The organism is Pseudoxanthomonas suwonensis J47 (assembly GCF_000513955.1).
Classification (GTDB): Bacteria; Pseudomonadota; Gammaproteobacteria; order Xanthomonadales; family Xanthomonadaceae; genus Pseudoxanthomonas; species Pseudoxanthomonas suwonensis_C.
This window is the reverse complement of the sequence record NZ_AZUZ01000029.1, coordinates 1-12,117: the sequence shown is the minus strand read 5'-3', so window position 1 is coordinate 12,117 and position 12,117 is coordinate 1. Positions and strand designations below refer to the sequence as shown.

Here is a 12,117-nt window from a genome sequence, read left to right as displayed (position 1 = left end):
GACTCTACGAAGTCGTCGCTGGCCCTAAGATTGGGGGCAGGTCACGGTTGGCGCGGAAGTCAAGCCCGTCGAAGATCGCCACCAGCTTCGAGAGCCGGTCCTGCATCTCCTTGCCCGAGCCGAGCTTGCTCTCGTCGTTGAAGTCCGCCTGGTCGATGACGCCCTTGAGGTCGTTGGCCTCGGCGAGTCGGGCGATGATCTTGTTGATCTTGTCGCCGATCTCCTTGTCGCCCTTCAGCGCGACCATGTCGGCGAAGCTCGCACCCTTCGGGACATCGATCAGCGAGCCCTTGGCGCTCGCCGCCTTGTCCGACACGTACTTCATGAACAGCAGCGTCAGGACGTAGTCCTTGTACTGCGAGGCGTCCATGCCGCCGCGGAGCTCGTCGCAGGACTGCCAGAGGGAGCTGTAAAGTTGGGATTTCTTAAGGGCCATCGATCAGGGGCACTTCCAGGGTGGCGTCATTTGGTGAGTCCTTCTGCATAACACCTGAGTTAAGCCGCGCCGCGAAGCGGCGTCGGCTTGAATGAATTGTTAGGCATGGGCGATGCGGCCCAAAGCCTTGAACGCATTGATACTGACACCGACGAGGTCATAGGCGAGTTCCTCACACGTGGCCGCAAAACTCTGCGCCTCTGGTAGTGAAATGAGATGACCCTCTTTGTGAATGGCCGTAATGGCAGAGCCAAAGATGCGATTGCCTTGACCATCTTCATGTATCTGTAGCACCAGTGGATTGTGAGCGATCAAATTGCGAGTGCGCGCAAGCTCTTTGACTTGTCGCAGTTTGTCAGCGAGCGTCAAGCACTCTTGGTGCTGGTATGGCTCCAATAGCTCTAGCAGTAAGTCAACGCGAGGCACGAGCTTGAGGCTCTTTGAAGAGCGCCATATCGAATCTCTTGGGATCTCACGAAGGCAAACAATCGTAGTGTGCTCGATGCTGCCGAAGGCGACGAATGCAGCGCCGATCGCTGCAGCCCACTCGCCTTTTGGGTCTACGATGCTCGCCACTGATGTCTTTCCCATGCCTAACCCCTGAATTAAGCCGACGCACGAAGTGCGTTCGGCTTGAATGAACTGTTAGGCCTCAGCCTGCCCGCTTCCCTGCTCCGAGCGCTGAGTGCCAGCTAGACGCTTCTTTTTCTTGGATGAATAACCGAAAAGGCCCAGCCTCCGAGCGCACCTCCCAGTGCAGCACCCACAGAAGGATGGCCCAACTTGGCGCCAAGATGGCTTCCGAGACCGCCAAGAAACGCAGCAGCAAGAAGTCCTGTCCAAAATGTCGGTACGCGAGACGAGGTCAATCCAATTCTCCTTAGATTAGGCCTAACTACCAGTAGACCCCCACCGGGGGCGTAGTGCCGAGTGTGTGATGGCCCCTGGCGGCCGTCAATCAAGGAATTCCTACCCGGGTCACGGTCTTACACCGATTCCGTCCTGGCGTTTGGCCGTGCAGCATCCGGGAAAGGCGGCAAGGAGGCCCCGGTATGTCTTATGGCGGCGAGCAGGACCCGGTATCCGGGGAGGTGGCAGGCGCGGGCGGGCCGCGGCTGCTGGAGCAGGTGCGCGGGCGGCTGCGGCTCAAGCATTACAGCCTGCGGACAGAGCAGGCCTACCTGTACTGGATTCGCCGGTATATCCGGGCCCACCTGCCCAGGCATCCGCGCGAACTTGACGGGGCGGCGGTCGAGGCTTTCCTTACCCGTCTGGCGACCCGCGACCACGTCGCCGCCAGCACCCAGAACCAGGCGCTGTCGGCGCTGCTGTTCCTGTACCGCGAGGTCCTGGGCGTGGACCTGCCGTGGATGGAGAACGTGGTCCGGGCACGGCGGCCGCAACGGCTGCCGGTGGTGCTGTCGCGGGCCCAGGTGGCCCAGCTGCTCGGTCTGCTGGCCGGGCGCGAGGCGCTGATGGCCGGGCTGCTGTACGGCAGCGGCCTGCGCCTGATGGAATGCGTGCGGTTGCGGGTGAAGGACGTGGACCTGGCGCGCAACGAACTGACCGTGCGCGATGGCAAGGGCGGCAAGGACCGGATGACCGTGCTGCCGGCCGCGCTGCGCGAGCCCCTCGCCCGCCAGCTGGCAGGGGTGCGCCAGCTGCACGCGCGCGACCTGGCCGCCGGGCTCGGCCGGGTGCACCTGCCGCACGCGTTGGCGCGCAAGTATCCGAACGCGGCGGCCGAGCCGGGCTGGCAGTACGTATTCCCCGCCACCCGCATCTCGGTGGACCCGCGCGACGGCGTGCGCCGGCGCCACCACATCGACGAGAAGGTGCTGCAGGCCGCCGTGCGCCGGGCGGCGCTGGAGGCGGGCTTCGAGCGGCCAGTGACCCCGCATACCCTGCGCCACTGCTTCGCCACCCACCTGCTGGAAGCCGGCGCGGACATCCGCACCGTGCAGGAACTGCTCGGCCACAAGGACGTGGCCACGACGCAGATCTACACCCACGTGCTCAATCGCGGCGCCCATGGCGTGCTCAGTCCGCTGGACCGCTGAGGAATGGCCGATGTATCTGCCCTGGCCAGCCGATGGACGGCGGCACTGCGCTCAGCTGCGGTCCACGAGCCTGGAAATCCGGCCGTTGGCGAACGAGAACTCCGAGGCCCCCTGCAGCTCCAGGACCGGGCCGGCCGGCGGACCTTCGGGGATATCGACGGCCAGTCGGCCACGCCAGGCGATGGTGGCCACGGCGGAGTCCTGGCCGAAGCTGATGTCGAGGATGCGCTGCTCGCGTTCAAGGAACAGCTGCCGGGATTGCCCTGCCAGCTCCCGGAACTCGTCCATGCCGGTCGCCGCTGCGGTGAGCTGGCCGCCGGAATGGTTCTCGAAGCGGACATCCGGCGACAGCAGCGCGAGCATGCCGTCGATGTCGAAGGCGCTGTAGGCAGCCAGGTAGCGGTCGACGAGGTCTTTCATGCGGTCGGTGTCCATGCGTCCTCCTCGCTGGTCGACGGCCGGAGCGTGCCGGCGAATGACGCCTGGATGGCGAAGCGTACCCGGAGCACCGTCAGGGGTCCCGTCGCGCGAAGCTTCCGCGATTGCGCGGTTGCCCACCCCGGATGCGGCCTTCGGCCTTGTCCGGGCTGCACCGGTGGGATTCAGAACACGGTGAACAGCGCGGCCGAAAGCGCCGCGTAGATCGCCACCACGCTCCAGAAATAGCCCGGTGAGTCTTCGCGCTGCACTTCGCGCATGCGGATGCCGGCCTTCGCGTGGATGCGTCCGGTGGCGACCGCGTAGCAGAGGTAGAGCAGGAGGAACGCGCCGATCAGCTTGAACATGACCGTGCCCGTATGGTCTTCACGCCTGGGATCGGTTTGTCACGCGCTCTTGCGGACGAACAGGAGCCGTCCGGGCAATCCGCCGACCAGCGCCCCCACGGATGCCGATCCGAACCCCGGCACCAGGACCAGCGCGATCTCGAACGGCCACAGGGCGTGGGTGCCCGGGTCGAGGATCACGTCGTAGGCGACGCGGGCGAAGATGGCGGCCGGGACCGAGGCGCCGACCACCAGCCACGACAGCCAGAACCCCGTGCCGCTGACGACGGCTGGCACCGCGGCCATCAGCCCGACGACGACCAGGCGGGCATCCAGGATCGAGTCCGGCAGCGACAGCTGCTTGAGCGGCGTCAGCCAGTAAGGCAGGCCCACGGCGAGGAAGGCGACGAGGAAACACAGGATGAGGACATCGCGGCTTTTCGCAGCCATGGCGGCGGTTCCCCCAGGTCCGTGAGAGGCCGGGCGCCCGTCCCCTTGGGCGTGAGTGCCGGCCGGGCTTGAAGTTAACCGAACACGCGACATCAGCGTAGCCCGGGTAAGCGGAGTGCACCCGGGGGTAGTGCGGGGTGGCGGGATTGTGGGTGACCGGCTGGGCGGGTTGGTTTCCCGGATGCGGCCTGCGGCCTTCGCGGGCTTCGGGTCGGTTGCTGGGCGCCCGACCCTCTCCCCCGGCCCCTCTCCCGAGGGGAGAGGGGGGCTCTTGGCTAGTCCGCCAGGTTGATCCAGGTGGCCTTGATCTCGGTGTACTTGTCGAAGGCGTGCAGGGACTTGTCGCGGCCGTTGCCGGACTGCTTGTAGCCGCCGAAGGGGGCGGTCATGTCGCCGCCGTCCCAGTAGTTCACCCACACGCTGCCGGCGCGCAGGCCTCGGGCGACGCGGTGGGCGCGGGCCAGGTTGGCGGTCCACACGCCGGCGGCCAGGCCGTACTCGGTGTCGTTGGCGATCTTCAGCGCCTGCGCTTCGTCGTCGAACGGGATCACCGACAGCACCGGGCCGAAGATCTCCTCGCGGGAGATCGCATGCTCCGGGCGCACGTCGTCGAACACGGTCGGCTCGACGTAGCAGCCGCCGTCGACCGGCGAGATGCGCTTGCCGCCCAGCGCCAGCTTCGCGCCTTCGGCCTGGCCCTTCGCGATGTAGTCGAGCACGCGCTTCGTCTGGGTTTCGTCGACCAGCGCGCCCATCGGTGCGCCCGGCTCCAGCGGATGGCGCGGCTGCATCTTCCTGCCGGCCTCGACCACGCGGGCGACGAACTCGTCCTTGATCGAGCGCTCCACCAGCAGGCGCGAGGCCGCGGTGCAGACCTCGCCCTGGTTGTAGAAGATGCCCATCGCCGCGGCCTCGGCCGCCTTGCCCAGGTCGGGCGCGTCGGCGAAGACGATGTTCGGGCTCTTGCCGCCGCACTCCATGTACGCGCGCTTCATGTTGGACAGGCCGGCGCACTGCAGCAGGCGCTTGCCCACCGCGGTCGAGCCGGTGAACACCAGCCCGTCCACGTCCATATGCAGCGCCAGCGGCTCGCCCGCTTCCTGGCCGAAGCCCGGCACCACGTTGAACACGCCTTCGGGGATGCCCGCCTCGGCCACCAGCTCGGCCAGGCGCAGCACGCTCAGCGGCGACTTCTCCGAGGGCTTGAGCACCACCGAGTTGCCGGTGGCCAGCGCCGGGGCCAGCTTCCACGCCGCCATCAGCAGCGGGAAATTCCACGGCACGATCGCGCCGACCACGCCCAGCGGTTCGCGGGTGACCAGGCCCAGCTCGTCCTCGCCGGTGGGCGCGATCTCGCCGTAGACCTTGTCCAGCGCCTCGGCCGTCCACGAGAAGCAGCGGATCGTCGCGGCCAGGTCGACGTTGCGCGCATCGTCGATCGGCTTGCCCATGTCCAGGGTTTCCAGCAGGGCCAGCTCGTCGGCGTGCTGCTCGATCAGCGCCACCAGCTTCTGCAGGGTCTTCTTGCGTTTGACCGGCCGGGCCCTGGACCAGTGGCCGGCCTCGAAGCTGCGCCGCGCCGCGCGCACCGCGCGGTCGATGTCCGCCTGCCCGCCGCGCGCCACCTGCCCCAGCACCCGGCCGTCGATCGGGCTGGTGCAGTCGAAGGTGCGGCCGTCGGCGGCATCGACGTACTTGCCATCGATGAAGGCCTGGGTGCGCAGCGACAGCCCAGCGGCCATCGCTTCCCAGTCCGCGAGCGTGCGTGCAGTGCTCATTTCGGACTCCCTCGACTGTTCCTGCGTCCCCGGGGGACGGGAACCGTGATCCTGGAGCGGCCGGCGGCCGCATGAACTGGCGATGCGAACCGCGCCGGCATCAGAACGTCGCCGGCGTGTTCGCGCTGACGATCACCGCCTCGGTGTCGCCGACGTTGCGGAAGCGGTGCGGCACCTTGCTCTCGAAGTAGTAGGCCTCGCCCGGCCCCAGCACCCGCACCTGGTGGCCGACGGTCACCTCCACCTGGCCGGAGACGACCACGCCGCCCTCCTCGCCTTCGTGGACGATCATCGCCTCGCCGGTATCGCTGCCCGGCGGCATCACCTCGCGCAGGATGCACATCTGCCGCTGCGGACGGTGCTGGCCGACCAGGAAGTAGTGGATGTCGCCGTTGCCCACGTCCGGCAGTTCGTCGGCCGCGTAGAACGGCTGCTCCGGCGGGCCCGGGTCCAGGTCCAGGGTGAAGAAGTCGGCCAGCGAGATCGGGATCCCGTCCAGCACCTTCTTCAGCGAGCTGACCGAGGGGCTGACCTTGTTCTGCTCGATCAGCGAGATCGTGCTGTTGGTGACGCCCACGCGGCGGGCCAGCTCGCGCTGGCTCAGGCCGCGGGCCGTGCGTACCCGCTGCAGGCGTGCGCCGATGTCCATCGCCTCGTTCCGCTCCCGTCCGGGTGCCGGCCCGGCGTGTTGCTGGATACTTTACATGGCATCCCGCCGGGGTCAATTTTTGCCGTAGACTCGCCCCCAGCGTTGAATTTTTCGAACGGCGCCCGCTCCCACGGACGCCCCGCCGATCCAGACCGGAGCCTTCCGCAATGAGCACCGACGCCGACGCTTCCCGGGCCGCCCTGGCCGACCATTACGCCTCGCAGAACCTGAGCGCACCCAGGGCGATGGACGCGTTCTGGATGCCGTTCACCGCCAACCGCCAGTTCCGGCAGAGCCCGCGCCTGCTCGCCTCGGCCGAGGGCATGTACTACCGCGACGTCGACGGCCGCCAGGTCCTGGACGGCACCGCCGGCCTGTGGTGCTGCAACGCCGGCCATGCGCGCCCGCGCATCGTCGAGGCGATCGCGCGCCAGGCCGCGACCCTCGATTTCGCCCCGCACTTCCAGATGGGTTCGCCGCTGCCCTTCGTGCTGGCCGAGCGCCTGAAGGAGATCACGCCGCGGCCGCTGGACCATGTGTTCTTCACCAACTCCGGCTCCGAATCGGTCGATACCGCGCTGAAGATCGCCCTGGCCTGGCACCGCGCCCGCGGCGAGGGCCAGCGCACCAGGCTGATCGGCCGCGAGAAGGCCTACCACGGCGTCGGCTTCGGCGGCATCTCGGTGGGCGGCCTGCCCAACAACCGCAAGTGGTTCGGCCCGGGACTGCCGGGCGTGGACCACCTGCGCCACACCCTGGACATCGGCCGCAACGCGTTCTCCCGCGGCCTGCCGGCGCATGGCGTGGAGCTGGCCGAGGACCTGGAGCGGCTGGTGCAGCTGCACGATCCCAGCACGATCGCCGCGGTGATCGTCGAGCCGATCTCCGGTTCGGCCGGCGTGATCCTGCCGCCGCCCGGCTACCTGCAGCGGCTGCGCGAGATCTGCGACAGGTACGGCATCCTGCTGATCTTCGACGAGGTGATCACCGGCTTCGGCCGCGTCGGCGCGCCGTTCGCGGCGCAGCGCTTCGAGGTCGTCCCGGACATGATGACCGTGGCCAAGGGCCTGACCTCCGGCTGCGTGCCGATGGGCGCGGTGTTCGTGTCCGAGCGCATCCACGAGACCTTCATGCAGGGCCCGGAAGGCGCGATCGACCTGTTCCATGGCTACACCTACAGCGGCCATCCGCTGGCCTGTGCCGCCGCGCTGGCCACCCTCGACACCTATGCCGAGGAAGGCCTGCTGACCCGGGCGCTGGAGCTGGAGGACTACTGGGCCGACGGCCTGCACGCCCTGCGCGGCAGCAACCCCAACATCATCGACATCCGCAACTACGGCCTGATCGGTGCGATCGAACTGGCACCGCAGGAAGGCGCGCCCGGCGCGCGCGGCTACCAGGTGCTGGAGCGGGCGTTCCGCAAGGGCCTGCTGGTGCGTACCACCGGCGACATCGTCGCCCTGTCGCCGCCGCTGATCGTCGAACGACGGCACATCGACGAGATCTTCTCGATGCTGGGCGAGGTTCTTTCGAGCCTCTGACCGGCGCTCCCCCACGCCGCAGTCATCACTCCACGGAGATTCCCATGCTGATCGGCGTACCCAAGGAAATAAAGAACCACGAGTATCGCGTCGGCCTCACCCCGGCCGGCGCGCGCGAACTGTCCGCACGCGGCCACCAGGTCCTCGTGCAGCGCGGCGCCGGCGAAGGCGCGGGCCTGGCCGACCAGGCGTTCGAGGCGGCGGGCGCGCAGATCGTCGACACGGCCGAGGAGGTCTACGGCCGCGCCGAGATGGTGATCAAGGTGAAGGAGCCGCAGCCTACGGAGTGCGCGATGCTGCGCCCCGGCCAGCTGCTGTACGCCTACCTGCACCTGGCGCCGGACCCGGAGCAGACGCAGGCGCTGCTGGCCTCCGGCTGCACCGCCATCGCCTACGAGACCGTCACCGACGACCGCGGCGGCCTGCCGCTGCTGGCGCCGATGAGCGAAGTGGCCGGGCGCATGTCGATCCAGGCCGGCGCGCACGCGCTGGAAAAGGCGCAGGGTGGTTCGGGGATCCTGCTCGGCGGCGTGCCCGGGGTGAAGCCGGCGGAGGTGATGGTGATCGGCGCCGGCACGGTTGGGCTCAACGCCGCGCGCATGGCCATGGGCCTGGGCGCGCACGTCACCCTGCTGGACCGTTCGCTGGAACGGCTCAAGTACGTCGACGAGCTCTACGGCGACCGCCTGACCACGATCTTCTCCAGCCAGGACGCGATCCAGGAACGGCTGCCGTACACCGACCTGGTGATCGGCGCGGTGCTGATCCCCGGCGCGGCCGCGCCCAAGCTGGTCAGCCGTTCGCAGCTGAAGCTGATGCGGCCCGGATCGGTGCTGGTGGACGTGGCCATCGACCAGGGCGGCTGCTTCGAGACCAGCAGGCCGACCACGCACCAGGCGCCGACCTACGAGGTCGACGGGATCATCCACTACTGCGTGGCGAACATGCCCGGCGGCGTGGCCCGTACCTCGACTTTCGCCCTGACCAACGCCACCCTGCCGCACGCGCTGGCCCTGGCCGGCAAGGGCGCGGTGCAGGCGCTGCAGGACGATCCCAACCTGCGCAACGGCCTCAACGTGCACGCCGGCAAGCTGACCTACCGCGCGGTGGCCGATGCGCTGCACCTGCCGTACACGCCGGCGGCCGAGGCGCTCTCGACCTGACGCCACCGGCACGCCCCTCCCTCCCCTTCACCGGCGCCCGCCGCGCCGCCGTACCGCACAACGCCATGGATACGCACCAGATCCGCCAGCTCACCCACCACATCCGCGGCCCGGTGGCGGCCGCGCCAGATGCGCGCCTGTCGCCGGTGTTCGATCCGTCCAGCGGCGCGGTCACCGCGCAGGTGCCGCTGGCCGATGCCGGCCAGGTCCGCGCCGCGGTGGATGCGGCGCAGGCCGCGTTCCCGGCCTGGGCGGCCACGCCGCCGCTGCAGCGCGCGCGGGTGATGTTCCGCCTGCGTGCGCTGATCGAGCGCGATGCCGACGAACTGGCGCGCACGATTACTTCCGAACACGGCAAGACCCTGTCCGACGCACGCGGCGAGGTGACCCGCGGCATGGAGGTGGTGGAGTTCGCCGCCGGCATCCCGCACCTGCTCAAGGGCGAGCATTCGCCGGAGGTGGGCCGCGGCGTGGACAGCTGGAGCGAGCGCGCGCCGCTGGGCGTGGTCGCCGGCGTCACCCCGTTCAACTTCCCGGTGATGGTGCCGCTGTGGATGGCGCCGGTGGCGCTGGCCTGTGGCAACAGCTTCGTGCTCAAGCCTTCGGAGAAGGTGCCGTCGGCGGCGCTGCACCTGGCGCGGCTGCTGCAGGAAGCCGGGTTGCCGGAGGGCGTGTTCAACGTGGTCCACGGCGGCCGCGAGGCGGTGGATGCGTTGCTGGACGATGCGCGGGTGCAGGCGCTGTCCTTCGTCGGCTCCACCCCGGTGGCGCGTTACCTGTACGAGCGCGGCAGCGCCGTCGGCAAGCGCGTGCAGGCGCTGGGCGGGGCCAAGAACCACGCGGTGGTGCTGCCGGACGCGGACATCGCCCAGGCCGCCGACGCGCTGCTGGGCGCCGGTTACGGTTCGGCGGGCGAGCGCTGCATGGCGATCTCGGTGGCGGTGTGCGTGGGCGATGCCACGGCCGACGCGCTGGTCGCGGCGCTGGCGGCGAAGGTGGCGGCGCTGCGCATCGCGCCGGGGCTGGAGGATCCGGACATGGGCCCGCTGGTCGACGCGGCGCACCGCGAGCGGGTGCGCGCCTACATCGACCTGGGCGTGCAGGAAGGCGCGAAGCTGGTGGTCGACGGCCGCGCGCATCCGTGCACCTCGCGCGACGGCTTCTTCCTCGGCGGCAGCCTGTTCGACCACGTGACCCCGCAGATGCGGATCTACCGCGAGGAGATCTTCGGCCCGGTGCTGTGCGTGGTGCGGGTGCCGGACTTCGAATCGGCGCTGGCGCTGGTGGACGGCCACGAGTACGGCAACGGCACGGCGGTGTTCACCCGCAGCGGCGGCGCGGCCCGCGAGTACGCACGTCGCGTGCAGGCCGGCATGGTCGGCATCAACGTGCCGATCCCAGTGCCGATGGCATTCCACTGCTTCGGCGGCTGGAAGGCTTCGCTGTTCGGCCCGCTGCATATGCACGGCCCCGATGGCGTGCGCTTCTACACCCGCCTCAAGACCGTCACCGCCCGCTGGCCCGAAGGCGCCGCCGGCGCCGAGTTCGTAATGCCCACGATGCGGTGAGCGATGCCCCCCTCTCCCCCCGGGAGAGGGGCCGGGGGAGAGGGTCGGGACCCCAGCGGCGTCGGCATAACGACCCTCTCCCAACCCTCTCGCGGAGGGCTGCGTACTCAGCAGGCCCGGACAAGGCCACAGGCCGCACCCGGGAATGACGCGCCCACCACCCGTTCCCGGATGCGCTTCGCTTATCCGGGCGACACGCCGGCCACACCCCCACCGCTAAACTCCCGCGAGTCCGGCGCCACCTGATACCGGCGCCGCCCTCCTCCACAGGACGCAGATGAGCGAGCAGGACCCGCGCGCGGCGCAGTTGCGCCGCATGAAGACCATCGCCCTGGCGATGCTGCTGGCGATGGTCGCCGGCTTCGTGACCAGCCACGCCATGGGCAACCAGGGCGTGTGGGCGTGGGTGTCGGCGTTCTGCGAGGCGGCTACCGTCGGCGCCCTGGCCGACTGGTTCGCGGTGGTCGCCCTGTTCCGCCATCCGCTCGGCCTGCCCTTCCCGCATACCGCGATCATCCCGCACAGCAAGGCGCGCATCGCCGACAGCCTGGCCGCGTTCGTGCGCGACCACTTCCTCGAGCCGGAGACGCTGCTCAAGCGGCTGGAGGTGTTCGACCCGGCGACGAAGCTGGGCGAGTGGCTGTCCCGCCCCGAGCAGTCGCAGCGGCTGGCACAGATGGCGCGCGGCTGGGCGCTGCAGGCGCTGGACCTGCTGGATGAACGCGCGGTGCGCGAGAGCATCCAGCGCTTCGTCATCGCCCGCCTGCAGTCCTGGGACGCCTCGGCCACGGCCGGCGAGGTGATGGGCCTGCTCACCGCCGACGGCCGCCACCAGCAGCTGCTGGACGAGGCGCTCAAGCGCCTGTCGCGCTACCTCGACGGCGAGGCGGTGAAGCAGCGCGCCTCGGCGCTGCTGGTCAAGCATGCGCGCCGCGAATGGCCGCGGCTGGTCGGCACGGTCAACTGGATCCGCCCGGTGGAAGGCATCGCCGACGACCTGGCCGAACGCATCGCCCGCGCGGTGCTGGAGGAGCTCAACGGCATCCTCGCCGAACCGCGCCACCCGATCCGCCGCGACTACGAGCGCTGGCTGCGCGCCTACATCCAGCGCCTGCGCACCGATCCGGAACTGGCCGGACGCGTGGCGAAGATCAAGCAGGACCTGATCGACCACCCCAGCGTGCAGGACTACGTGCGCGGCCTGTGGGACCAGATCCACACCGCCCTGCGCGAGGACCTGGAACGCGAGGACGGCGTGCTGGCGCGCCACCTGGAACGCTCGCTGCTCGGCATCGGCGAAGCGCTGGGCCGCGACGAAAGCCTGCGCGAGGCGGTCAACCAGCACGTGATGGGCGGCGCCGAGAAGCTCGCCCTGCGCCTGCGCGGCGGCGTCACCGACTACATCGCCCAGACCGTGAAAAGCTGGGACGAACGCCACCTGGTGCGGCAGCTGGAACTGAGCGTCGGTCGCGACCTGCAGTACATCCGCTTCAACGGCACCCTCGTCGGCGGCCTGATCGGCGTGCTGCTGCATGCGGTGATCGTGCTGCTCGAACGCGCGTAGCCCGGGCAAGGCCGAAGCCCGTACCCGGGGCGGCCGCATCACAGTCCCGGATGCGCTGCGCTTATCCGGGCTACGAGGCGTAAAGCCCCTCCCCCTCCGGCGGAGGGGTTGGGGAGAGGGTCGGTATGCCAGCGTGGCGAGAGG

12 protein-coding genes are annotated in these 12,117 nt (G+C 69.3%); 5 read left to right on the top strand and 7 right to left on the bottom strand.

Annotation, left to right across the window (positions count from 1 at the left end):
- Positions 1-4: 4 nt before the first annotated feature.
- Positions 5-436 carry a type I restriction-modification system subunit M N-terminal domain-containing protein gene (locus M503_RS0109170; RefSeq protein ID WP_197017204.1) on the bottom strand — a complete coding sequence of 144 codons (432 nt, stop codon included), beginning with the start codon at positions 434-436 and terminating at the stop codon, positions 5-7.
- A 99-nt stretch (positions 437-535) separates the two neighbouring features.
- Complete coding sequence (locus M503_RS17405; protein WP_155952012.1) at positions 536-1,012, bottom strand: hypothetical protein; 477 nt, start codon at positions 1,010-1,012, stop codon at positions 536-538.
- A gap of 476 nt (positions 1,013-1,488) precedes the next feature.
- Here M503_RS17405 and M503_RS0109165 point away from each other — a divergent pair, with 476 nt between their 5' ends.
- Complete coding sequence (locus tag M503_RS0109165; RefSeq protein WP_051414472.1) at positions 1,489-2,496, top strand: integron integrase; 1,008 nt, start codon at positions 1,489-1,491, stop codon at positions 2,494-2,496.
- 51 nt (positions 2,497-2,547) lie between these two features.
- Here M503_RS0109165 and M503_RS0109160 read toward each other — a convergent pair whose 3' ends face one another.
- From M503_RS0109160 to M503_RS0109140, 5 genes are all read right to left on the bottom strand, one after another.
- Positions 2,548-2,931 (bottom strand): nuclear transport factor 2 family protein, encoded by a 384-nt coding sequence (locus M503_RS0109160; protein ID WP_028928206.1) that lies wholly within the window; start codon positions 2,929-2,931, stop codon positions 2,548-2,550.
- A gap of 167 nt (positions 2,932-3,098) precedes the next feature.
- Positions 3,099-3,281 carry a hypothetical protein gene (locus M503_RS0109155; protein WP_028928205.1) on the bottom strand — a complete coding sequence of 61 codons (183 nt, stop codon included), beginning with the start codon at positions 3,279-3,281 and terminating at the stop codon, positions 3,099-3,101.
- Positions 3,282-3,320: 39 nt separating this feature from the next.
- A complete protein-coding gene (locus tag M503_RS16085) occupies positions 3,321-3,710 on the bottom strand; it encodes a hypothetical protein (RefSeq protein ID WP_051414468.1) in 390 nt (129 codons plus the stop codon).
- Between the two features lie 275 nt (positions 3,711-3,985).
- Positions 3,986-5,488 (bottom strand): aldehyde dehydrogenase, encoded by a 1,503-nt coding sequence (locus M503_RS0109145; RefSeq protein WP_028928204.1) that lies wholly within the window; start codon positions 5,486-5,488, stop codon positions 3,986-3,988.
- A 100-nt stretch (positions 5,489-5,588) separates the two neighbouring features.
- Entirely contained in the window at positions 5,589-6,137 is a 549-nt protein-coding gene (locus tag M503_RS0109140) for a cupin domain-containing protein (protein WP_028928203.1), read from the bottom strand.
- A gap of 167 nt (positions 6,138-6,304) precedes the next feature.
- Between M503_RS0109140 and M503_RS0109135 the strand changes: the two genes are divergently transcribed.
- The 4 genes from M503_RS0109135 (at position 6,305) to M503_RS0109120 (ending at position 11,973) form a co-directional block, all read left to right on the top strand.
- A complete protein-coding gene (locus M503_RS0109135) occupies positions 6,305-7,678 on the top strand; it encodes an aspartate aminotransferase family protein (RefSeq protein ID WP_051414466.1) in 1,374 nt (457 codons plus the stop codon).
- A 44-nt stretch (positions 7,679-7,722) separates the two neighbouring features.
- A complete protein-coding gene (gene ald / locus M503_RS0109130; protein WP_028928201.1) occupies positions 7,723-8,841 on the top strand; it encodes an alanine dehydrogenase in 1,119 nt (372 codons plus the stop codon).
- Between the two features lie 65 nt (positions 8,842-8,906).
- On the top strand, positions 8,907-10,409 hold the full coding sequence (locus tag M503_RS0109125) for a CoA-acylating methylmalonate-semialdehyde dehydrogenase (RefSeq protein ID WP_037060994.1): 1,503 nt from the start codon (positions 8,907-8,909) through the stop codon (positions 10,407-10,409).
- 277 nt (positions 10,410-10,686) lie between these two features.
- On the top strand, positions 10,687-11,973 hold the full coding sequence (locus M503_RS0109120) for a DUF445 family protein (RefSeq protein WP_028920666.1): 1,287 nt from the start codon (positions 10,687-10,689) through the stop codon (positions 11,971-11,973).
- Positions 11,974-12,117 lie beyond the last annotated feature (144 nt).